Here is a 23825-nt window from a genome sequence, read left to right on the forward strand (position 1 = left end):
TTTGCACAACAAATGAAACAAGTTTTTTCTAAAATAACATCCACAACTTTAGCACTTTTAGTGTTGCTTTCTACGTTTTCTTTTACGGTAGAAAAACATTATTGTGGCGATTTTTTAATGGATGTTTCTTATGTTGGAAATGCAGATGGTTGTAATATGGAAATGGCAAAAACAGTTATTTCTAAAATAAAAACCTGCTGTAAAGACGAAATTCATAAAATTGAAGGTCAAGATGAACTACAATCAAATTCAGAATTAAAATTCGACTTTCAAAAACAACAATTTTTAGGTACTTTTTTAATTTCTTATAAAGATTTATTTCTAGATAATACTTCAGAAAAAACAGTTTATAAAGACTTTTCTCCACCAGATATCCCTATTGATTATCAGGTTTTATACCAATCTTTTTTAATTTGATTTTATAATAGTTCAGCTAAAAAAATCTTCTAACTCAGAAGAAAATTAGTTCTTTATTATAAAATGAATACTCATGAAAAAATATATTTTTAGTAGTTGTTTACTACTATTTCCAATCCTCTTTTTTGCACAAAGCAATTTAAAAGGAATGATTATGGACAAACAAAATCCTGAAAATAATTCAGGGATTTCAGGTGCAACTGTAAATTGGCTAGACACTTCAATTGGTGCAGTTTCAAACGAAAAAGGCTGGTTTACGATTCCCTATAAACCCGAATATAAAAAATTGGTCGTAAGTTATATTGGTTATAAAACAGATACGATTACAGTTACAAGTTTAAAAACGATTCGTCATTTTATAACTCCAGAAAGTGAACTCGAAGAAATTACTGTAAAAAGTAAAAAAAGAGCCACACAACGTTCTTTATTTGCTACTGCAAACATGTTTACTGTAAATAATGACGAGTTATTAAAAGCAGCTTGCTGTAATTTGGCAGAAAGTTTCGAAACGAATCCTTCCATAGATGTTAGTTTTTCTGATGCTTTAACTGGCACAAGACAAATACAAATGCTGGGATTAAAAAGTCCGTATTTGTTAATTACGCAAGAAAATGTACCTTCAGTTAGAGGTGCTGCACAAGCTTTTGGTTTAACTTTTACACCTGGAACTTGGGTGGAAAGTATTCAAATTACAAAAGGAGCAGGAAGTGTTGTAAATGGTTACGAAAGTATTTCCGGACAAATAAATGCAGAATTGGTAAAACCATTTTCCGACAATAAATTCTTTTTAAATGCCTACAGTTCTTTAAACGGACGCTTAGAACTAAACACTCATTTTAATGAAAAAATTTCCGATAAATGGCAAAGTGGTTTATACATTCATGGAAATTATAGAGGAGAAAAATTCGATAATAACAACGATAATTTTTTAGATGCGCCTTTAGCAAAGCAAATAAATGTTATGAATCGTTGGCAATATACAGATGCACAAAATGGTTGGGTTAGTTTTATTAATTTCAGGTATTTAAAAGATGAAAAACAAACTGGAGAACTTAACTTTAATCCTGAAACAGATAAACGAACAACAAATGCATGGGGAAGTGAAATTGATACAAAACGTTTTGAAACTTCAGCAAAATTAGGCTATGTTTTTCCTGAACTTCCGTTTCAAAGTTTTGGTTTTCAGTTGGCTTATAGCAACCATCAACAAGATTCTTATTTTGGGCTGAATGTGTATGACATTCAGCATGAAAGTGTGTATTCTAACTTACTTTTTAATTCGATAATTGGAGATACCAGAAACAAGTTTAAAACAGGAATTAGTTTTACTTATGATAACTATGATGAACTTGTTGAAGTGGGTACTTTCGATGAAAATTTCAAAAGAAAAGAACAATCTGTGGGTGCTTTTTTCGAATATGCGTTCGATAATTTAGACGACTTTAGTTTTACAACAGGTTTGCGAGTAGATGCTCATAATTTATTAGGGAACTTTATAACACCAAGATTGCACTTGAGGTATGCTCCTTGGGAAAATGGAGTTTTTAGAGCTTCTGCAGGAAGAGGAAAAAGAAGTGCTAATATTTTTGCTGAAAATCAACAATTTTTTGTAAGTTCTAGACAAATTAATATTGATAATGTTGGTGGAAATATTTACGGTTTAAACCCTGAAATTGCTTGGAATTACGGAGTTTCTTATATGCAAAAATTCAATATTTTTGATAAAAAAGGAGATCTTACATTCGATTTTTATAGAACCGATTTTAGCAACCAAGTTGTTGTTGATTGGGAGAACCCTCAAGGAATTTCTTTTTACGATTTAGATGGAAAAAGCGTTGCTAATAGTTTTCAAGTTGAATTATATTATCAGTTGGCAGAAGGCTTTAATTTAAGAACCGCTTATAAATATTTCGATGTTTCTACAGATTACAAATCTGGTAATTTGCAGAAACCAATTCAGCCTAAAAACAGGTTTTTTGCCAACCTTTCTTATGAAACAATTCTGCAAGAAAATGGTGCTCAATGGAAGTTTGATGCAACTTTTAATAGTATTGGAAAACAGCGTTTACCAGATACAAGATCTAACCCAAGTCAATATCAATTAGCTGAGTTTTCTAATCCTTATCAATTATTAAATAGTCAAGTAACAAGAGTATTTTCAGAGAAGTTCGAGGTATATTTAGGAGCAGAAAACTTGACCAATGTTCAACAAAAAAATCCTATTTTAGCAAGTGATAATCCTTTTGGCGCAAATTTTGATACTACAATAGTGTACTCGCCAATATTCGGACGTGCAATTTATGCAGGTTTACGATTTAAAATAAAGTAGTATGTCTGGTCGAGCGCAGTCGAGACCTAAATTTAAAAACAATTATAAAAAATGAAAAAAATAGTATTCATATTCAGTTTATTCTTGCTTGGGTTTTCAACGCAAGCACAAACACAAAAAGAAGTTAAAAAGAAAAGGAACGCAAAAGTTACTTTTACAGTAGATGGTATTTGTGGTATGTGTAAAAAACGTATAGAAACTGCTGCTTTAAAAACTAAAGGTGTAAAGTTTGCAATTTGGGATGTAAAATCGCACCAAATGAACCTAATTATGGACGAGCGAAAAACAGATCTCTCCACTATTCATAAAAATATTATGGCAGTTGGGCATGATATTATTTTAGATGAAGATAAAAAATTAATGGCTTCTGATAAGGCTTATGAGTCTGTACATCCTTGCTGTAAATACAGAGATAGTAAAATTGTTGAAGATCATAATGGAGAATTAAAAAAACAGTAAATTATTTCCATTTATAAAATGATAAAATCCATGCAAATTGTGTGGATTTTTTGTTTTTAAAATTACAGCTTTATCGATGAAGTTTTTCCTCCAATCGTTAACAACTCACTCCATTGAGTCGTAAATCTTGGGCTTCTGTGTTCTTTAATTAATGCCCAATCTTTTTCGCGGTTACCAACAGTTGCTAATTTTACTTTGTTTTTGCCAAACTTACTATTTAAAGCATCAATAACTTTTCCTAGTTCTTTGCTTTCACTTTTATGTTCTTCGTAAAAAAGGCTTGTTTGCACTTGGTTTTCTGGTACTAAATTAAATAAGTTTACACCTACTTTTTTATAGCGATAACCTGGTTTGTATATTTTTTTGAGTCCTTTTAAAGCTTCTTTCGTTAGTTTAATCGTGCTATTTGTAGGCGTATCTAAAGTAATTATAATTTTGTTTGAATATTGGTTGTCGGAATTACTAAAATAATTCGTCTGTAAAAAAACTTCAATACAACCTGCAGCAGAACCTTGCTGACGCAACAAATCTGCAACTTCTGCCACATAAAAACTGGTTGCTTCAGAAATAATGCTGTAATCTGCCAATTTTTTTCCGAAAGATTTAGCGGTTCCAATTCCTTTTTTTACGCTGGTTTCTGTCACCAATTCCAAACAAGGTAAATTATTTAATTCTCGCCAAAGTCGTTCTCCAACAACTGTTAATTCTTTACGAACCCACGCCAAATTGGTGTTTGCAAAATCTAAAGCTGTTTTTGCTCCTGTATTTTCTATGCGAATTGTGTGTTTTCGTCCAACTCCCCAAATATCTTTTACTTTGGCAGAACTCAATAGAAATTGCCTTTTTTCTTCTGAATCTACAACGAAAACTCCATTATTTTCAGGAATTTTCTTGGCAAATTTATTCGCCATTTTAGAAAGCGATTTTGTTTTTGCAACTCCTACTCCAACTGGAACTCCTGTATTTTTGTGAACTCTTTCTTTTATTTTATGAGCAATTTCATCCAGCTCATCATTATTATAATGCGATAAATCGACAAAACTTTCGTCAATGCTATATTCTTCTACAATTGGCGAAAATTCTCGTAAGGTGTCCATAACTCGCTGAGACATATCTGCATACAAGGTATAATTAGATGAGAAACAAGTTACATTATTGGCTTTTAAAATGTTTTTTATTTTAAAAACTGGCTGAAACATAGGAATGTGTGCCAACGCTTTTGCTTCTTTATTTGCAGCAATTACACAACCATCGTTATTGCTTAAAACAACGACTGGTTTTCCTTGTAAATCGGGTCTAAAAACTTGTTCGCAAGAAGCGTAAAAACTGTTGCAATCTACTAAAGCAATCATAAAGTAGATTTTATAATGTAAGTAATTACACCCCAAAGCTGAATTTCCTCTTTAGAGTCTGAATCTATTCTATTAATTTGAAAACATCCTGCTTGCACAACAACTGCTAATTGATTGTTTTTTGGTGTAAGCGATTTGTCGATGATTAGAACATCGTTTTCGAAAATGTCGAATTCGCTAAAACTATTATCTGAAACTCTTACGTAAAAAGTGGACGATGGATTTTCGATTAAAGCATCGTTTAAATCGATTCTTGGTTCTGTATAATGTGTTGCAGGACTAGAGAAACCCGTCTGATTTGGACGCGCAACTCTGTAGCTTTTTTTCGTTTTTTCAACTAATTTTACTTCTTCCTGTTTCACACTTTAAAATTACGAGAAAAAGAAATGCGCAAATGTTAATTTCAAAAAAACTAATCAACAAAATGAAAATAAAAAGCGAAGGTTCTAATTATGAAATGATTAAAAAAATAACGGAATAATAAACTGATAATACAAAATCAATAACCCAACAGCTATTAAGTTTAAGAAAATTCCTGCTCTAACCATTTGGTTTACTTTTACATAACCACTTGCAAAAACAATGGCATTTGGTGGTGTTGCCATTGGTAGCATAAAAGCACAACTGCTTGCCATGGTTACAGGAATTAATAAGTTTAAAATAGGAATATTTAAGCCGATTGCAATACCAGCAACAACTGGTGCTAAAACTGCTACCAAAGCTACGTTACTCATTATTTCTGTCATAAACAACATCAATAAAATTAATAGAGAAACTGTGAGTAAAACTGGGAAATTACCAGCCGAAATTGTTTCAGTTATTAAATCTACCAAACCACTAGAATCCATTCCTTTTGCGAGTGCCAAACCTCCACCAAAAAGAATTAAAATTCCCCATGCTAATTTGCTGGTGTCTTTCCATTCTAAAATAAAATTTCCTTTTTTGAAGTTCATAGGAATTGCGAATAGAGAAACTGCACCAATTAAACTGATAATCGTATCAGATAATTTTAATTCTGGAAAAATACTATTGATAATTGTTCTAGTAATCCAAAGTGACACTGTTATTGCAAAAACGGTTAAAACCCTTTTTTCTTCTTTAGATATTTTACCTAATTTTTTAATCTCATCTTCTATAATATTTCCTGAAGCAGTAAATAAAATGTCTTTACAAGGAAACATCCATTTTACCAAAACAAAATAAACAGCAACAATCATAATGATAGAAAATGGCAAGCCAAAACTCATCCACGTTAAAAAAGAAATCTGAATGTTATATTGATTTTCTAACAAACCTATTAAAATAGAGTTTGGTGGTGTACCAATAACAGTTGCTATTCCACCTGCGTTTGCGCCAAAAGCAATACCCAACATAATACTTAATGCAAAGTTTTTATCGCCTTTCGTAAAACCATCTTCGTCTTTTATTAAAAGTCGAATTACAGATATTGCTATAGGTAACATTACAACTGTAGATGCTGTATTACTAATCCACATACTCATAAAAGCAGTTGCCAACATAAAACCTAGCACTACTTTATTAGGAGTTGTTCCTGTATATTTTACGATATTTAACGCGATTCTTTTATGTAAATTTACTTTCTCTAAAGCCAAAGCCAATATAAAACCACCAAAGAATAAAAAGATAATTGGACTCCCATAATTGGCGCCAACATCTGCAATTGACATAATCTTTAATAATGGAAATAAAATAAGAGGCAACAAAGCTGTAACTGCAATATTTACAGTTTCTGTAATCCACCAAATTACCATCCAAATAGCTACTGCAATTACTGCATCTGCTTTTTCTGATACTAAAGTAATTGGTAGAAACTGGATAAGAAAAAATAAAAACGGGCCAAGTAATAACCCTATTTTTTGTGATGGTTGCATTTTAGTTGATTAAGCTCTTGCAAAATAACTATTTCAAAATACTTTTTACAATTTTTAAATGATGATTTGTATGTGCATTTAAAAAAGGAACTACTCTTATTTTATTTACATTCCCAAACATTGGGTGTTTGAAAAAAGCATTTGCATCTAATTTTTCGATTTCTTTAATATTCTCTTTTGCTGCAGTTAACTGAGAAATAATGTCTTCTTTTGAAACTATTTCTGGAGGCAAAACATGTTTTGGTGCTTTCGCTTTTCCTTTTGGAAAAAAATTGAATTTTAATAATACTTTTCCTAAAAAACTAAAATTGTCTTTATATAAATTTGGGTCTGAATTTTGCAAAACACCAACTACAGAATTAATTACTTTTAAACTATGGTCTAAATGCCAAGCAACATTCGCTTTTGAAGCTTTTGTATTTATACGCTCGAAATCTGGAATGTAATTTTCTATTTTATTTAGTTTATTTTCTAAAGTTGAAGTGTTTGTTTTCATTTAGATTTTTTGTTTTTTTATTAAAGATAGTTAAAATTAATACTGTTAATATCTAAAACTAAAATATTGTTATTAAATCCTAACAGTAATCCACCACATCCAGAAAATAAATCTATACATTTGTATAAATAAAAAAGAGTCCTTTCATTACAACTGAAAGAACTCTCTAAATTTTTGAACTTTAAGCTTCTTTACAACAGAAGTTAGTAAGTTCTACTTTTTATTCCAAAACAAAGAGATGCATAACTGCGTCTCTTTTGCTTTTACAAATATACTGACTATTAGTGTTGTTCAATCTGTCATTGCAACTTTTATTTGTAAACAAAAAAAGTAAACATAATTGTTATTATCCTGTTAATAAGTGAAATGTCTTTAAAACTCGCGTTAAGGATTGAACGGTTTGTTTGAGCTCTTTTTTGTTTTTTTTAAAACAAAAAAAGCGAGTAGTGAAAGCCTGTTAAAACGCCCAAATAAAAAAACTCCTTCAAATTAATGAAAGAGTTTTCGTGTTTTATGAGATTTCTCCACAAGGTCGAAATGACATTTAGTTTTTTAATTCAGGCTACTACTAATAACCAAAAACTAACAACTATTTAGTATCTATAATGTTCTGGCTTGTAAGGCCCTGCTTGAGTTACACCAATATAATCGGCTTGCTCTTTACTCAATTCTGTTAACTCTACACCTATTTTTGCCAAGTGTAAATACGCTACTTTTTCATCTAAATGTTTTGGTAACATATATACTTCGTTTTTGTATGCTTTTGCATTGTTCCAAAGTTCCATTTGCGCCAAAGTTTGGTTTGTAAATGAGTTAGACATTACAAAACTTGGGTGACCAGTTGCACAACCTAAGTTTACCAAACGTCCTTCTGCCAACAAAATAATATCTTTTCCATTGATATTATATTTGTCTACTTGTGGCTTAATTTCAATTTTTTCGCTGTTTGCATTTAAATAAGGAACATCAATTTCATTATCGAAATGACCAATGTTTGCAACGATTACTTTGTCTTTCATTGCTTCGAAATGTTCGCCTCTAACAATTCCTTTGTTTCCTGTTGTTGTAATAATAATATCGGAAGTTGCAACTACAGTTTCTAATTTCTTAACTTCGAAACCATCCATTGCTGCTTGTAATGCACAAATTGGGTCGATTTCTGTAACTGTAACAATAGATCCTGCACCTTTAAAAGAAGCTGCTGTTCCTTTACCAACATCTCCATAACCACAAACAGTTACACGTTTTCCTGCTAACATAATATCTGTTGCTCTACGAATTGCATCTACTGCACTTTCTTTACAACCATATTTATTATCGAATTTCGATTTTGTAACAGAATCGTTAATATTTATTGCTGGCATTGGTAATGTCCCGTTTTTTACACGCTCATATAATCTGTGAACTCCTGTTGTAGTTTCTTCAGACAATCCATTAATTCCTGCAGCTAATTCTGGATAACGATCTAAAACCATGTTGGTTAAATCTCCACCATCATCTAAAATCATATTTAATGGTTTTTTGTCTTCACCAAAAAATAATGTTTGCTCAATACACCAATCGAATTCTTCTTCGTTCATTCCTTTCCACGCATAAACAGGTGTTCCTGTTGCAGCAATTGCAGCAGCAGCTTGGTCTTGTGTAGAAAAAATATTACAAGAACTCCAAGTAACGTCTGCTCCTAAAGCTTGTAAGGTTTCAATTAAAACCGCAGTTTGAATGGTCATATGTAAACAACCTGCAATTCTTGCACCTTTTAAAGGCTGGCTATCTCCATATTCTTCTCTTAAACTCATTAACCCTGGCATTTCTGCTTCTGCCAATTCAATTTCTTTTCTTCCCCAATCAGCTAAAGAAATATCTTTAACTTTAAATGGAACGTATGCTGTATTTGCGCTCATATTGTGTATATTTATATTCTATTTTTTGCGACTGCAAAGTTACGACATAGAAATTAAAAAATATGGCTCTTTACAAAACATTAACGGTTAACAAAACAACTAAAGTCCTGATTTGGAAGATTGAGGAATCTATTCCTAGCTTAAAAGAAGGAATCTCCCTTTCTGAAAATAGTACAACTCGTTTGAATTCAATGAAATCGGAACTACATCAAAAAGGTTTTTTAAGCATAAGACATTTATTAAAAAAAGTAGGGTATACAGATTTCGACTTAATTTATGATGAATTTGGAAAACCACATTTAAAAGACGGGAAATTTATTTCCATTACACATTCCTTTACGTTTACTGCAATTATTGTTTCTGATGATTTACATGTTGGTATTGACATTGAAAAACAACGTGATAAAATTTTAAAAATCGCGCATAAATTCACGCCAATTGAAGAGTATAATACGATTGCCAATGTAGATGCTAAAATTAGCAAACTAACCATTGTTTGGGGTGCAAAAGAGAGCTTGTATAAAATCTACGGAAAGAAAAAACTTTTATTTCTGCATCATATTTATATTGAAGATTTTAAATTTGAGGATAAAAAAACCACTGGTGATATTCGTTTTGATGGTGAACAATCTTCTTATAATATTGAGTTCTTAGAGTTTGAAGGGTTTACTTGTGTTTATGCATGTTAAAATAAGTAACAAAGTTAAAAGTGACAAAGTAGCAAAGTTTGTATTTTCGCAATCGTGAATATCTACCAAAACATCTTACAAGCAAAAAAAGAAGGCAAAAAATTATTGGCTGTTTTAATTGATCCTGAAAAAATAGAACTCCAAAATATTCCTTCTTTTTTTGAAAAAGTACACCAATCTATGGCAACTCATATTTTTGTGGGTGGAAGTACAGATGTTAATAATGAAACTGAAGCTGTTGTTTCTGCTATAAAAAAAGCTACAAAATTACCTATAATTTTATTTCCTGGTGATGTTTCTCAAATAACCAATAAAGCAGATGGAATTCTGTTTTTAAGCTTGCTTTCTGGAAGAAATCCTGAATATTTAATTGAACAACAAATAAAAAGTGTTCCGTTTTTAAAAAAAACAGACTTAGAAATTATTCCAACAGGCTACATTTTAATTGATGGAAAAAAAGAAACTGCCACGCAAAAAGTTAGCAACACAAAACCAATTCCGCAAGAAAATAAAACGCTTATTTTAAACACAGCTTTGGCTGGTGAATTTTCTGGCAAAAAACTTATTTATTTAGAAGCTGGCTCAGGAGCCACAGTTCCTGTGGACGAAAACATTATAACTCTTGTGGAGAATAATCTTTCTATTCCTTTAATTGTTGGTGGTGGAATTCGTTCTAAAAAACAGTTAGATGCAGCTTTTAATTCAGGTGCAAATTTGGTAGTTATTGGAACTGCTTTTGAAAATGACGAAAGCTTTTTTAATAATTTGAAAAAATAAAACTCGCTTGTCATTCCTGCGAAGGCAGGAATCCAAACCAACTTTTTAAATACGAAAAAATTAATTATTGAAAGAAGTATTTGTTTAAATGGATTATTAATAGCTTATTTATTTACTAATTATGGATTCCAGTTGGAGTTTATCTTGAGCGAAGTCGAAAGGCAGGAATAACAAAACTTGCAAGGATGACAAAATGCAAAAAAACAAATTCTATCTAACCTTAGAATAACAAATTGACTAAATTTACAGCTTCAAAATAAAATCCTAATGTCAGAAATTTTTGATTTCTTTTTTTCTCAATATAAAGAATACGCAACCATAGATATTGTTCTCGAAATTATTGCCGTAATTTTTGGTTTTTTATCTGTTTGGTTTTCGAAACAAAATAAAATTTGGGTGTTTCCAACAGGAATGATTAGCACCGTAATTTTTGTGTATCTTTTATTAAAATGGGAACTTTTAGGAGATATGATGATAAATGCATATTATTTTATAATGAGTGTTTATGGTTGGTATATTTGGACGCGTAAAGTCGATGAAACTCAAGTAACTCCTATTTCTGGGACAACTTCTAAAGAGAAAAAAACAGCATTTTTAATATTTTTAGCAACCTTAGTTTTCGTTTATATTGTGTATAATTATTTTAATAAATGGACAAGTTGGGTTGCTTATGTAGATACCATTACCACTGGAATTTTCTTTGTAGGTATGTGGTTAATGGCAAAAAGAAAAGTAGAAAACTGGCTTTTTTGGATTGTTGGAGACCTAATTTCTGTACCTTTATATTTGTATAAAGGATTCACTTTTACAAGTTTTCAATATTTTGGATTTACTTTTATTGCCATTTTTGGTTATTTAGCATGGAAAAAGAGCTTACACAAAACCCAATTAACATCGTAAAAGTTGTTTTATTTGGTCCAGAATCTTCTGGAAAAACAACACTTTCTCGACATTTAGCAAGACACTACAATACTGTTTGGGCGCCTGAATTTGCACGCGAATATTTACAAAATAAATGGAACAACGAACGTAAAACTTGCGAAAAAGACGATTTATTACCTATTGCAATCGGACAAATGGAATTAGAGAATTCCTTGGCTAAAAAAGCAGATAAAATTCTTATTTGTGATACAGATCTATTGGAAACAAAAGTATATTCTGAAGAATTTTATGGTGGTTTTGTGGACGACAAATTAAACGAAGCTGCAAATAAAAATGAATACGATTTGTATTTACTAACTTATATAGATACGCCTTGGGAAGAAGACGATTTACGTGACAGACCAGAACAACGTTTAGAAATGTTTAATGCTTTTGAGAACGCTCTAAAAACTCATAACAAAAATTATATTTTATTAAAAGGTGACAAAGAAACTCGTTTAAAAAATGCCACAAAAGCCATTGATAAAATTCTGAAAGAAAAGAAAAATTTACACTCTTTTTCTGATACTTTGCAAGATTTAGATATGCATTTTTTACATCAAAATTCGGAGGGTTTTGGGAACTCTTATGAATATTAAAATAGAAAAGAGAAACAAAAGGTAAGAATAAAGAAACTCATCTATTTTCTTTTTTGTTTATTCTTGTTTCTAACAATAAAAATGAACACAGAAAACATCATAAAAGAATTAAATTTTAAGGCCATTAGAAGTTCTGGTGCTGGTGGGCAACATGTAAATAAAACATCGTCTAAAATTGAACTGACTTTCGATTTAGAAAACTCGTTATCACTTTCTGATAGAGAAAAAGAACTTTTGAAAACGAAACTTTCTTCGAAATTAACCAAAGAAAATTCGCTTATTCTGTTTTGTGAGGAAACGCGTTCTCAACACAGAAACAAAGAAATTGCTATTAAACGTTTTTTAGAATTGATAAAATTGAATTTAATTCGTCCTAAAAAAAGAAGAAAAACAAAACCAAGCAGAGCTTCTGTTAAAAAAGGTATTGAAAAAAATAAAAGAACTTCTCTTAAAAAAGCACTTAGAAAAAAACCCAAGTTAGATTAAAGCTAAAAGTTTGCAAGTACACTTAGCCCTGATTGAACGGTTTGTTTGAGCTCTTTTTATCTCTTTTTTTAAAGAGATAAAAAAGCGAGTAGTGAAAGCAGGAAATAGCTTCTAAAAAATAAATCACTTTTTAGTTTCACATTAAATTTTTCCAACTTAATTTTGCGGCGTTCTCATAAAGGGGTGCTAATTTTAGTTGGCAGTTTTTTACTATTCAGTAGGCAGTTAAACTGCAAACTGCATACTAATGACTGGATACTGGAAAAGGCTGAGATCATACCCAAAGAACCTAGAACAGGTAATGCTGTTTAGGGAGGCGATAATCGCCATTTGTACAACATGTTATGAGAAGGTGAATATGAAGTAATCTTTAATTTTGAAGAGATTACCAATTCGAAACCTTCTAATAATGACAAATTTTAATTATTCAATATTAATCGCAAGAATAATTACCTCTTTTTATTCGTTTTAAATTTTTTAAAATGAAAAAAATATCCATTTTTTTATTCTTGTTTGCAAGTATACTTGCAAACGCCCAATCGTTTACATTTTCAGGAAAAATTGTCGACGAAAACAAAAAACCGTTATTTGGTGCAACCATTTTAGTGAAAGAAACTAAAAAAGGAACTGCAACAGATTTCGACGGAAATTTTAGTCTTAAACTCCCAAAAGGTGTTTATACTTTGCAAGCTTCTTTTATTGGTTACAAAACCATTTCAGAGAAAATAACCATCTCGAAAAACGAAGAATATGTAATTCAGCTGAACCCAGATGCTACACAATTAGGAGAAATTTTGGTTTCTGCAGTTCGTGTAAATGCAGATGTGCCTGTTACTTTTTCGAACTTGTCGAAGAAAGAAATTGCGAAACGTAATTTAGGGCAAGACATTCCTATTTTAATGAATTATTTGCCAAACGTAGTTTCGTCTAGTGATGCTGGTGCTGGAGTTGGTTACACATACATGAGCGTTCGTGGTTCTAATGGCGAGCGAATTAATGTAACTGTAAATGGAATTCCTTATAACGATGCAGAAAGTCATGGTAGTTTTTGGGTGAATTTAGGCGATTTTGCTTCTTCTACTCAGAATTTGCAATTGCAACGTGGAGTTGGAACTTCTACAAACGGTTCTGGTGCTTTTGGTGCGAGTTTAAATATTTTAACGGATGCAGTTTCAGAGGAAGCTTTTGGAGAAATTTCGAACTCTTTTGGTTCTTTTGCAACCAGAAAACATACCGTAAAATTTAGCACTGGTAAGCTAAATAACAACATAGAAATTGCAGGACGTTTGTCTAATATTTATTCGGATGGTTATGTAGACAGAGCTTTTTCTGATTTAAAATCGTACTATTTACAAGGAAGTTATTCTGATGAAAATACGTTGATAAAAGCCATTACTTTTGGTGGAAAAGAAAGAACGTATCAATCTTGGTTTGGTTTAACGAAACAACAATTGGAGGAAGATAGAAGACAAAACCCATATACTTACGAAAATGAAGTTGATAATTACGAACAAAATCATTATCAATTGCATTGGAATGAGAAAATTAACGAAAATTGGTCGACAAATTTAGGGCTGAATTATACCAAAGGTTCAGGATATTTCGAGCAGTTTAAAGAAGATGAAGATGTATCTGATTTTGGCGGAATTGTAGAAGCTACAAATGGAAATGGCGAAACCGATTTAATTGTAAGACGTTGGTTAGATAACGATTTTCATGTAATAAACTTTAGCACAAATTATAAAGCAGAAGGCATAAATTTTGTTTCAGGAATATCGTATTCCAAATATGATGGAGATCATTTTGGTGAAGTAATTTGGGCAAAACAATTTGGTACAAATGCCAATATTAGAGATCGTTATTATTTTTCTGATGCACAAAAAACAGACTTTTCTGCTTTTGCAAAAGCAACTTTCGATGTTAGTGAAAAATTAGGTGTTTACGTGGATTTACAAGGACGTTTTGTAAATTATAAAACCAAAGGAATTACTTCGGATATTGTGCCTATTGATGTGGATGCCAATTTTAATTTCTTTAACCCGAAGTTTGGTTTTACTTACGAAATTAACAACGATAACAATTTATACGCTTCTTTTGCAGTGGCAAATAGAGAACCAAATAGAAACGATTTCGAAAACGGAGTTACTACTCCAGAGACTTTACACGATTACGAATTGGGTTGGCGTTTTAAAAAGGAAACTGTAAAATTAAACACCAATATTTATTATATGAACTATAAAAATCAGTTGGTATTAACAGGTGCTTTGGATGATGTTGGTGCTCCAATTAGAGCAACTTCTGGAAACAGTTACAGATTAGGTTTAGAAATAGATGCAGATATTACACTTTCAGATCAATTTTCTGTTCGTCCAAATGTGGCATTTAGTAGCAATAAAAATCAAGATTTTTTTATTGAAGAAAATGGAGCTCCTAAAAGTTTAGGAGATACTAATTTATCTTATTCACCAGATATTGTTTTTGGTAATGTTCTTACTTACAAACCTTTAAACAATATAGAGATTTCTTTATTTTCTAAATATGTTGGCGAACAATTTTTAAATAATATTGGAGATACAGATTCTAAATTAGAAAGTTATTTAACAAGTGATTTGAATTTGGTCTATCAGATAAAACCAAATAAAGTTTTTAAATCAATTATTTTTACTGGATTGGTAAACAACATTTTCAATAAAGAATATGTAGCTAATGCGATTGATTATGGTGGTGGATATATTTATTATTACCCACAAGCCACAAGAAATTTCTTAGTTGGAGTTACTTTAAAATTCTAAGAAATACATAAAAGAGGTTATCTGAAAAATAACAAATCATTTTAAATAAAGTCGAAAAATCTATATTTTAAAAAAATAAGATTTCTCCATTACAGTCGAAATGACATTTCAATATTTTTCAGACAACCTCTTTTACTTTTTATAATATTCGCTTGGTCTTTTTCCGTATTTATTTTTGAATATTTTACTAAAATGGCTCACATCTACAAAGCCAGTTTTTGCCGCAATTTGGGTAATGTTTAAATTACTTTCCTTTAAAAGTCTTTCCGCCAATTTTAATTTCGATTTTATAATGTAATCTTTTATCGAAATTCCTGTCTGTTTTTTTACATAAATACTAATGTAATTTGCAGACATATTAAAGGTATCTGCCAACGCTTTAGTTTTCATTTTATCAGCATCAAAAAGATGCAATCTTATGTATCCTAAAATGTTTTCAATTTTTTCTTTTTCAGATAAAATAGGGTTAGATAAATAATCTACATTAGAAATTAAATTTCTAGAAATAATTAATAAAAGCGCACCAAAGAGTTCTAAAATAATATTTCTACTGCGTAAATTAGGGTTTTCTAATTCCGTTTTAATCATTTTATACAAATACAATAATTGCTTTTTATCTTCTTTATAGGCATTTATACTTTTATCTGAAATTGAAGAATTAAAAATTATTTCTTCCACTTGTGCCTTTAAATCTTTATCTGTATTAAAACTTGTGTTTTCTAAAAAAAGTTGTTCTGTAAATTTTAAAATTCCAAATTTAGAAGGTTCTTCCACCAGAAATTCATGTTCGTCTTTAGGTGTTAAAAAGAAAACATCTCCTTTTTCGTAAGTAACATCACTATCGTTAAACACATGCTTTCCCTTTCCTTTTAAGATAAAGGTAAGTTCAAAAAAATTGTGTTTGTGCTTTGGATATCCCCAAGTTTTTTCAGCTTCAAACTCAACAATATCAATAGATTTTAAAATTGTAAATCTTTTAATCACACTTTAATGGTTTTGTACAAATATACAATGTATTTATACAACACCCTTTGTGTTCTTCTACTCTAATTTTGTACTGTAATTATAAAGGAAAGAAATTTAAAAAATGAAAACATTATACAAAACAATAGCTGCTATTATACTCATAACATTTTCTGCTTGTGATGCTAAAAAAGAATTAAGTAATCAAATTAAGAACGGAAAAAGCTATTGGCCAAATGGAGCGCAATTGGTTATTTCAGTATCTATGCAATTCGAAACTGGTGGACAACCAGAAGGTGCAGAAAGTCCTTTTTCTGGAAATCCATTACCATTGGGAAACGTAGATATGCCAGCAGAAAGTTGGTTTCGTTATGGAGCAAAAGAAGGAGTTTACAGAATGTTAAACCTTTGGAAAAAACACGACATTCATGTTACTTCACATGTCGTTGGTGAAGCTGCCATAAAATATCCAGATGTTGCAAAAGCCATTGCAAATGGTGGTCATGAAATTGCTGCACATGGTATTGCTTGGAAAGATCAATGGAATTTAAGTTATAAAGACGAACTAGATTTCATCAAAAAAGGAATTGACACAGTAGAAGCAATCACAGGCCAAAGAGGTCGTGGTTATAATGCAAATTGGTTGCGAAGAGGTGTAAATACATTAAAAGTTTTGCAGGAATTAGATTTTCTATATCATATAGACGATTTAAGTAGAGACGAGCCTTTCGTGACAAAAGTTAGAGGCAAAAACTTTGTGGTAATGCCTTACACTTTAAGAAATAACGACATTGTAAATATCGAAGGAAAAAATTGGAGTCCAGACCAACATTTAGCACAATTAAAAATGGAATTTGATCAATTATACAAAGAAGGCGCAACAAAAAGACGCATGATGTCTATAAGTATGCACGATAGAATTGGTGGAGCTCCAGCAGTTGTAAATGCAGTAGATCAATTTATAAAATACGCAAAAGAGCACACAGGAGTTGTGTTTATGCGTAAAGATGAAATTGCAAATATGGTAAAAGACGACCCAAATACGCCTGAAGATAATTCTGAATTCAAGTTTAATAATTAGAAGCCAGGAACCTGCTTTCGCTACTCAATCTTTTTGCAGAAATAGCAAAAAGGATTTCAGACAAACCGCTCAATCAGGGCTAAAAATCAGGAATAATAATGAAAACTATAGAAATTAATAAAAAAGGAAATTGGGATTCTTTTTGGACAGATGAATTAAAAGAAGCGCTAAAAATTGCAGAAAATAACGAAGTTGTTGGCGAACAATTATTATTAGAAACCGATACTTTTAAAGTTTGGAACATTCAATTATTGGCAGGAAAATCTTTACCTTTTCACAAACATTCCAAACCGTATTTTTATACAGCAATTACTGCTGGAAAATCAAGATCTTTTTATAGTGATGGAAGAATAGATGAAACAGCATATAAAAAAAACGACGTTAGTTACTTTAACGATTTAAACGAAAGTAATTACTTTATACACAATTTAGAAAACATTGGTACATCTACATTACTATTTACCACTGTAGAATTTAAAAAATAATAATTATGAAAAATACACTTTTTACTCCTTATAACATGAACGGAATTTCTTTAGAAAACCGTTTTTTAATGGCACCAATGACACGTTCTAGAGCAACTCAACCTGGTGATGTTCCTAATAAATTAATGGCAGAATATTATGGCCAAAGAGCATCTGCAGGAATTATAATTACAGAAGCAACACAAGTTTCTATGCAAGGAATGGGCTATGCAAAAACACCAGGAATTTACACACAGGAACAAATTGAAGGCTGGAAATTAGTAACAGACGAAGTACATAAAAAAGGAAGTAAAATCTTTTTACAATTATGGCATGTTGGTCGTGTTTCGAGTTCTAAAGTAAATGGTTTACAACCAATTGCGCCTTCTGCAAAAATTGCAAAAGAAACAACTGTTTATATTTTTGATGGAGCTCCAAATGGAGATGCAACTTTTGTTCCTGTGGAAGAACCAAGAGAAATGACGCAAGAAGACATCAACCAAGTGATTGAAGAATTTAGAATTGGTGCAAAAAATGCCATTGAAGCAGGTTTTGATGGTGTAGAAATTCACGGAGCAAATGGCTATTTAATAGACCAATTTTTACGAAGTAATTCTAACGAAAGAACTGACAATTATGGAGGAAGCAAAGAAAACAGAGTCCGTATTTTAACTGAAATTACAGAAGCTGTTGCAAAAGAAGTAGGCACAGAAAAAACAGGTGTTCGTTTATCTCCTTTTATCAGTTTTAAAGATATGACTGACCCAGAAATTTTAGAAACCATACAAATTGCAGCAAAAGAATTAGAAAGTATTGGTGTTACTTATATACATTTGTGTGAAGCAGATTGGGCAGATGCTCCTGAAATTCCGAATGATTTTCGAGTTCAATTAAGAGAAAATTTCAGCAAAACAATTATTGCAACAGGAAACAAAACTCCAGAACAAGCAAACGATTTATTAGGTAATAATTCAGTTGATTTAGTTGGTTTTGGTAGAAAATTTTTAACAAATCCAGATTATCCAAAACGTGTAGAATTAAATGCTGAAATGAATGAAATTAGCGATAACCACACTTTATTTGGCGGAGGAACTGCAAGAGGTTACACAGATTATCCTTTTTTAGAAGTATAATTAGTATATGATAAAAGAATGAAATTTTGATAAAATTAGCTTTTTTTGCTAATTTTAGTTAAAAAACAAAAGAAAAAGAGTCATTTTTAGTTTAAATGGCTCTTTTTTTCGTATATTGAAATTTCATGAAGAACAGAAAAAGTTATTATATTTCCGCTATCGATTTTACAGTTCCAAAAAATCAATTTCTTCAATTTATTTCTTCCGTTTTCTAATATAGTAGAAGCATCGCTTTTTTAGCAAATACCATTTAAGAGATTTTTCTCTTTAGGATTACCATTTTTAATTAATAAAAAATATCAAAAATTATATATGAGACAACTTAAAATTGTAAAGCAAGTAACCAATCGTGACGCAAAATCTTTAGAAAAATATTTTCAAGAAATTAGTAAAATTGGGTTAATTACTGCAGATGAAGAAGTAGAGTTGGCTTTGAAAATTAAAAAAGGGGATGAAAGAGCTTTAAATACACTTGTAAGCGCAAATTTAAGATTTGTTGTTTCTGTTGCAAAACAATATCAAGGACAAGGTTTAAAATTATCCGATTTAATAAATGAAGGAAATTTAGGTTTGGTAAAAGCAGCGAAACGTTTTGATGAAACCAGAGGTTTTAAATTTATTTCTTATGCTGTTTGGTGGATTCGTCAATCGATAATGTCTGCACTTGCAGAACAATCTAGAATTGTTCGTTTGCCTTTGAACAAAATTGGAAGTATTAGTAAAATAAAAAAAATTTACGCAAGGTTAGAACAAGATGAGCAACGCATACCAACACATAAAGAAATTGCCAAGCAATTAGATATGTCTGAGACTGAAGTTGCACAATCCATGAAAAATTCTGGACGACACATTTCTATGGATGCACCATTTAAAGAAGGCGAAGATTCTAATTTATACAACGTTTTACAATCGGACGAATCTCCAAGGCCAGATAATGGTTTAATGAAACAATCTTTATCGATAGAAATTGATAGAGCTTTAGATACTTTGTCTATGAAAGAAGCAAAGGTTATAAAAATGTTTTATGGAATTGGAAATGAGACAGCTTCGAGTTTATCGGAAATAGGAGAAAGATTCGATTTATCTAGAGAAAGAGTTCGTCAAGTAAAACAACGCGCTTTAAATCGCTTAAAATCGAAATCTAAAGGACATATGTTAAGAACCTATTTAGGATAAAATTAAAAAAAAGCGAATCTTACGATTCGCTTTTTTTTTATGATTCAATTCGACCAACTGCACAACTAACAAAAGATTTTGCTTTCTGTACAATGGTATTTTTATCTCCCACTTCTGGGTAACCTAGTTTAGATAACTTTTCTTTTATTTTCTCTAAATTTTCATTTTCAGATGTAATGGAAACGATTGATTTTTCTACATCAACATTTACTTCATTAACACCATTTAAACCTAACAATCCTTTTTTAATTGTGGAAGCACAACCACCGCATTTTAAGTTTTCTATTTGAATATTTATTGTCATAATTTCTAATTTTCTTTTTTCCATTGGTTGTAACCACCAGAAATATTTATTACATCATATCCTTTTTCTTGCAAAATTTTACTAGCTTTTCCACTCCTATTTCCACTTCTGCAAACCAAATAAACTGGTTTCGATTTTTCTAATCGATTCATTGCTTTTTCGGTAAAATCATCATCAAAATAATTGGCAAAAATGGCAGTTTCTATAGTACCTTCTTTTATTTCTTTCGGAGATCTCACATCCATTAATTGAATATTTTCTTTCGCTAAAAGTGTTTTTAATTCTTTCGTAGAAATGGTTTTAATTTCTTTTTGAGAATCGCAACTTGTAAAAAATGTTCCAACTAAAAATAAAAAGATAAACTTCTTCATATTCTTTACTTTAAAGTGGAAGGACAAACTGCTGCTGTTCTTTCGATATTCGTTTTTCTAATTGCTGCATAACCTCCTGCAACATCAATTACGTTATGAAACCCTCTTGCTTTTAAAATAGAAGCTGCAATTACAGAACGATAACCTCCTGCACAATGCACATAGAAATTTCCTTTTTTTGGAAATTCAGAAATATGTGAGTTTAAGAAATCTAAAGGTGTGCTTTCTGCTACTTTTATATGATCGCTTGCAAATTCTCCAGGTTTTCTTACATCAAAAACAGGAACATCTAGTTTTATTTTTTCCTCTAAAGTGTCTGCAGAAATAGACTCTAAAGTATCTATTTCTTTATCGGCTTTTTTCCAAGCATTAAAGCTTCCTTCTAAATAACCAATTACATTATCGAAACCAACTCTCGATAATCTGGTAATTACTTCTTCTTCTCTTCCACTTTCGCAAACTAATAAAATTGGTTGTTTAATATCTTTAATTAATGCGCCAACCCAAGGTGCAAAACCGCCATCAACACCAATAAAAATAGATTGTGGAATAAAACCTTTTATAAATTCTGTTTGATGTCTTACATCTAAAATAATAGCATTTGTTCCGTTTGCAACGATTTCAAATTCTTTTACAGATAAAGGTTTTGTGCTATTCTCTATTACATCATCTATATCTTTATAACCTTCTTTATTCAGTTTTACATTTAAAGGAAAATAAGCTGGAGGTGGTAATAAACCATCTGTAACTTCTTTTATAAATTCCTCTTTAGACATATCTGCCCTTAATGCATAATTGGTTTTTTTCTGTTCGCCAATTGTACCCACAGTTTCCTTACTTAAATTTTTACCACATGCAGATCCTGCTCCATGAGCTGGATAAACAATAACATTATCTGCCAATGGCATTACTTTATTTCGTAAACTGTCAAATAAATAACCTGCTAGATCTTCTTGTGTAAGGTCTCCTTTTTGTGCTAAATCTGGTCTTCCAACATCTCCTAAAAACAAAGTGTCTCCACTAAAAATTGCATGGTTTGTTCCGTTTTTGTCTTTTAACAAATAACAAGAACTTTCCATGGTATGTCCAGGTGTATGCAATAAAGTTATACTAATGTCTCCAACTTTAAAAACTTGATTGTCTTCAGCTATAATCGAATCGAAATTTGTTTTTGCTGAAGGACCAAAAACAATTTTTGCATCTGTTTTTTCTGCTAAAGTTACGTGCCCGCTAACAAAATCTGCATGGAAATGCGTTTCAAAAATATATTTGATTTTTGCATTATTTTTAGCTGCTTTATCTATATAAACTTGCACTTCTCTTAATGGATCTATAATTGCAACTTCTCCATTACTTTCTATATAATAAGCACCTTGTGCCAAACAACCTGTATATATTTGTTCTATAATCATGTTTTGTATATCTTCTTACAAACCTCTAAATAACAAAAGAAAAACGTTTCTTCAAATGATATTTATCAGCCATTATATTTTTATTTATATGCTTGATGAATGTATTTTGCGTATTTTTCTTGATGTTTCCTATCGCCTGTTTTATGGAATTTTACAGCTTGATTTGCTCTCATAAAGAAATGGTTGATATTTATAATATCTAACATTCCACTTCTAAATAAATCGTCTCTTACTGGGCCTTTTACTCCAGCGAAATAAAAGGTAACTCCTTTCTTCTTGTAAAATCGTACACGTTCTTTTAGCATTTCTACTCCAGTACTATCTACTCTATTTATACTCTCTGCATCTAGAACTATCAATTTTAATGCCGTTCCTTTTTTTGTTGCCATTTCATCTAAATTATCTCTAAAATAACTAGAATTGGCATAAAATAATTGAGCATCGAATCTAAAAACTAAGACGTCTTCTTCTATAATAACTTCTTCGAATCTATTTTTATTTCTATAAAAATTAGAGTTTGGTACTTTTCCTAATTCAGTAACATAAGGTCTAGAAGTTCTAAATATTAAAATAATTAAAGACAAGCCTACACCAACTATAATTCCGTATTCAATACCAAATACTAATGTTGATAAAAAGGTTGCTAACATTAACCAGAAATCTAAAATATTTGCTTTCCATAAAAAAGTAGCTTCTTTGAAATTAATCAAACCGAAAACTGCCACAATAATAATTGCTGCTAAAACTGTTTTAGGTAAATGATAAAATAATGGTGTTAAAAATAACAATGTAATTACAACCATTGCAACAGAAATTAAAGCGGCCATTCCTGTTCTTGCACCACTTTCTTGGTTGATGGCAGAACGTGAAAAACTCGATGTTGTAGGATAGGCCTTAAACAAAGAACCAAACATATTACTTAATCCTAAAGCAATTAATTCTTGATTTGGCCTTACCCGATATTCGTCTTGTTTGGCTTCTAAGGATTTTCCGATGGAAATTGTTTCTAAATACCCAACCATAACCAAGGTTAGTGCAATTGGTAGCAATTCTCTAATTTGTTCTAAATCGAATGTTGGAATACTAAAACTTGGTAATCCTGAAGGAATGTCTTTTACAATAGCAACATTATTTATAGAATTTCCAAAGAATTTCATCACTAAAATCCCAAAAACAACTACAATTAACGCATTTGGTATTTTTTTATTTATCTTTCTAAAAAAGATAATTACTGCTACAGAAATCAAACCTATAATGGTTGTATGGGTATTATATGCTGAAAATTGTAAACAAATATCTTCCAAAATTACATGTACTTGATCGCTTTGTACAAAATCTACTCCTAATAAATTCCGAAATTGATTGAGTCCTATTATTAATGCAACTGCAGATGTAAATCCAGTAATAACGGGTTTAGAAAGGAAGTTTACAATAAACCCCAAGCTAAAAATCCCCATAATAAATTGAATAGTTCCGACTAATAAAGCCAATAAAATTGCAATGGAAATATAACTTTCGGAACCTGCCAAAGCCAATGTAGAAACTCCTGTAGCAACAATTAAAGAATCCATGGCTACAGGACCAATTGCAACTTGTCTTGACGAGCCAAAAATAGCGTACATTACTTGTGGTACTAAAGCACAATATAAACCGTAAATTGGTGGTAAACCTGCAATTAATGCGTATGCGATTCCTTGTGGAATAAGAATAATACCAACAGTAATACCTGCAATTAAATCTCCCTTAAAGAGCGATTTATTGTAGTTTGGTAACCATTCTAAAATTGGTATTACTTTTTTTATATTCATAAA

23 protein-coding genes are annotated in these 23825 nt (G+C 30.9%); 13 read left to right on the forward strand and 10 right to left on the reverse strand.

Going from position 1 to position 23825, the window contains the following annotated elements; translation table 11 throughout:
• The first annotated feature begins 12 nt into the window (after window positions 1–12).
• The 3 genes from H9I45_RS09215 to H9I45_RS09225 all read left to right on the forward strand — a co-directional run bounded on the left by H9I45_RS09215 (window position 13) and on the right by H9I45_RS09225 (window position 3205).
• Window positions 13–417 (forward strand): HYC_CC_PP family protein, encoded by a 405-nt coding sequence (locus H9I45_RS09215; RefSeq protein WP_088354869.1) that lies wholly within the window; start codon window positions 13–15, stop codon window positions 415–417.
• A 73-nt stretch (window positions 418–490) separates the two neighbouring features.
• On the forward strand, window positions 491–2746 hold the full coding sequence (locus tag H9I45_RS09220) for a TonB-dependent receptor (protein WP_088354868.1): 2256 nt from the start codon (window positions 491–493) through the stop codon (window positions 2744–2746).
• A gap of 51 nt (window positions 2747–2797) precedes the next feature.
• The gene (locus H9I45_RS09225; RefSeq protein ID WP_088354867.1) at window positions 2798–3205 is read left to right on the forward strand and encodes a heavy-metal-associated domain-containing protein; all 408 of its coding nucleotides are present in this window, start codon (window positions 2798–2800) and stop codon (window positions 3203–3205) included.
• A 62-nt stretch (window positions 3206–3267) separates the two neighbouring features.
• On the opposite strand, the gene H9I45_RS09230 is transcribed toward H9I45_RS09225, so the two are convergent.
• From H9I45_RS09230 to ahcY, 5 genes are all read right to left on the reverse strand, one after another.
• Window positions 3268–4557 (reverse strand): Y-family DNA polymerase, encoded by a 1290-nt coding sequence (locus tag H9I45_RS09230; RefSeq protein WP_088354866.1) that lies wholly within the window; start codon window positions 4555–4557, stop codon window positions 3268–3270.
• The gene (locus H9I45_RS09235; protein ID WP_088354865.1) at window positions 4554–4919 is read right to left on the reverse strand and encodes a S24 family peptidase; all 366 of its coding nucleotides are present in this window, start codon (window positions 4917–4919) and stop codon (window positions 4554–4556) included. The genes H9I45_RS09230 and H9I45_RS09235 overlap by 4 nt, the downstream gene beginning before the upstream one ends.
• 99 nt (window positions 4920–5018) lie before the next feature.
• Window positions 5019–6449, reverse strand: a complete 1431-nt coding sequence (locus H9I45_RS09240; protein ID WP_088354864.1) for an SLC13 family permease — start codon at window positions 6447–6449, stop codon at window positions 5019–5021.
• 28 nt (window positions 6450–6477) lie between these two features.
• Window positions 6478–6945, reverse strand: coding sequence for a DUF1569 domain-containing protein (locus tag H9I45_RS09245; protein ID WP_088354863.1), 468 nt, complete (start codon window positions 6943–6945; stop codon window positions 6478–6480).
• Between the two features lie 593 nt (window positions 6946–7538).
• Complete coding sequence (gene ahcY / locus H9I45_RS09250; protein WP_088354862.1) at window positions 7539–8846, reverse strand: adenosylhomocysteinase; 1308 nt, start codon at window positions 8844–8846, stop codon at window positions 7539–7541.
• Window positions 8847–8908: 62 nt separating this feature from the next.
• Between ahcY and H9I45_RS09255 the strand changes: the two genes are divergently transcribed.
• The 6 genes from H9I45_RS09255 (at window position 8909) to H9I45_RS09280 (ending at window position 15110) form a co-directional block, all read left to right on the forward strand.
• Window positions 8909–9535, forward strand: coding sequence for a 4'-phosphopantetheinyl transferase family protein (locus tag H9I45_RS09255; RefSeq protein ID WP_088354861.1), 627 nt, complete (start codon window positions 8909–8911; stop codon window positions 9533–9535).
• Window positions 9536–9586: 51 nt separating this feature from the next.
• Window positions 9587–10312 (forward strand): phosphoglycerol geranylgeranyltransferase, encoded by a 726-nt coding sequence (locus tag H9I45_RS09260; RefSeq protein WP_088354860.1) that lies wholly within the window; start codon window positions 9587–9589, stop codon window positions 10310–10312.
• Window positions 10313–10579: 267 nt separating this feature from the next.
• Window positions 10580–11212: a nicotinamide riboside transporter PnuC gene (gene pnuC / locus H9I45_RS09265; RefSeq protein ID WP_088354859.1), complete on the forward strand. Its 633-nt coding sequence runs from the start codon at window positions 10580–10582 to the stop codon at window positions 11210–11212.
• Window positions 11173–11832 carry an AAA family ATPase gene (locus tag H9I45_RS09270; RefSeq protein WP_088354858.1) on the forward strand — a complete coding sequence of 220 codons (660 nt, stop codon included), beginning with the start codon at window positions 11173–11175 and terminating at the stop codon, window positions 11830–11832. The genes pnuC and H9I45_RS09270 overlap by 40 nt, the downstream gene beginning before the upstream one ends.
• An 81-nt stretch (window positions 11833–11913) precedes the next feature.
• A complete protein-coding gene (gene arfB, locus H9I45_RS09275) occupies window positions 11914–12318 on the forward strand; it encodes an alternative ribosome rescue aminoacyl-tRNA hydrolase ArfB (RefSeq protein ID WP_088354857.1) in 405 nt (134 codons plus the stop codon).
• Between the two features lie 482 nt (window positions 12319–12800).
• Window positions 12801–15110, forward strand: a complete 2310-nt coding sequence (locus H9I45_RS09280; protein ID WP_088354856.1) for a TonB-dependent receptor — start codon at window positions 12801–12803, stop codon at window positions 15108–15110.
• A 132-nt stretch (window positions 15111–15242) separates the two neighbouring features.
• On the opposite strand, the gene H9I45_RS09285 is transcribed toward H9I45_RS09280, so the two are convergent.
• Entirely contained in the window at window positions 15243–16094 is an 852-nt protein-coding gene (locus tag H9I45_RS09285) for an AraC family transcriptional regulator (protein WP_088354855.1), read from the reverse strand.
• Window positions 16095–16197: 103 nt separating this feature from the next.
• On the opposite strand from H9I45_RS09285, the gene H9I45_RS09290 reads away from it, so the two are divergent.
• From H9I45_RS09290 to H9I45_RS09305, 4 genes are all read left to right on the forward strand, one after another.
• On the forward strand, window positions 16198–17154 hold the full coding sequence (locus H9I45_RS09290; protein ID WP_088354854.1) for a polysaccharide deacetylase family protein: 957 nt from the start codon (window positions 16198–16200) through the stop codon (window positions 17152–17154).
• A gap of 98 nt (window positions 17155–17252) precedes the next feature.
• Entirely contained in the window at window positions 17253–17639 is a 387-nt protein-coding gene (locus H9I45_RS09295) for a cupin (RefSeq protein ID WP_088354853.1), read from the forward strand.
• A gap of 5 nt (window positions 17640–17644) precedes the next feature.
• Window positions 17645–18751 (forward strand): alkene reductase, encoded by a 1107-nt coding sequence (locus H9I45_RS09300; protein WP_088354852.1) that lies wholly within the window; start codon window positions 17645–17647, stop codon window positions 18749–18751.
• A gap of 312 nt (window positions 18752–19063) precedes the next feature.
• Entirely contained in the window at window positions 19064–19927 is an 864-nt protein-coding gene (locus tag H9I45_RS09305) for a sigma-70 family RNA polymerase sigma factor (protein ID WP_088354851.1), read from the forward strand.
• A gap of 37 nt (window positions 19928–19964) precedes the next feature.
• Here H9I45_RS09305 and H9I45_RS09310 read toward each other — a convergent pair whose 3' ends face one another.
• From H9I45_RS09310 to H9I45_RS09325, 4 genes are all read right to left on the reverse strand, one after another.
• Complete coding sequence (locus tag H9I45_RS09310; RefSeq protein ID WP_228454823.1) at window positions 19965–20255, reverse strand: heavy-metal-associated domain-containing protein; 291 nt, start codon at window positions 20253–20255, stop codon at window positions 19965–19967.
• Window positions 20237–20602, reverse strand: a complete 366-nt coding sequence (locus tag H9I45_RS09315; RefSeq protein ID WP_088354850.1) for a rhodanese-like domain-containing protein — start codon at window positions 20600–20602, stop codon at window positions 20237–20239. Before H9I45_RS09315 ends, H9I45_RS09310 begins: the two co-directional genes overlap by 19 nt.
• Before the next feature lie 5 nt (window positions 20603–20607).
• The gene (locus H9I45_RS09320; RefSeq protein WP_088354849.1) at window positions 20608–22014 is read right to left on the reverse strand and encodes an MBL fold metallo-hydrolase; all 1407 of its coding nucleotides are present in this window, start codon (window positions 22012–22014) and stop codon (window positions 20608–20610) included.
• An 80-nt stretch (window positions 22015–22094) separates the two neighbouring features.
• Window positions 22095–23822 carry a SulP family inorganic anion transporter gene (locus H9I45_RS09325; protein WP_088354848.1) on the reverse strand — a complete coding sequence of 576 codons (1728 nt, stop codon included), beginning with the start codon at window positions 23820–23822 and terminating at the stop codon, window positions 22095–22097.
• Window positions 23823–23825 lie beyond the last annotated feature (3 nt).

Origin of the sequence: Polaribacter haliotis (assembly GCF_014784055.1) — a bacterium.
In the GTDB taxonomy this organism is placed as follows: Bacteria; Bacteroidota; Bacteroidia; order Flavobacteriales; family Flavobacteriaceae; genus Polaribacter; species Polaribacter haliotis.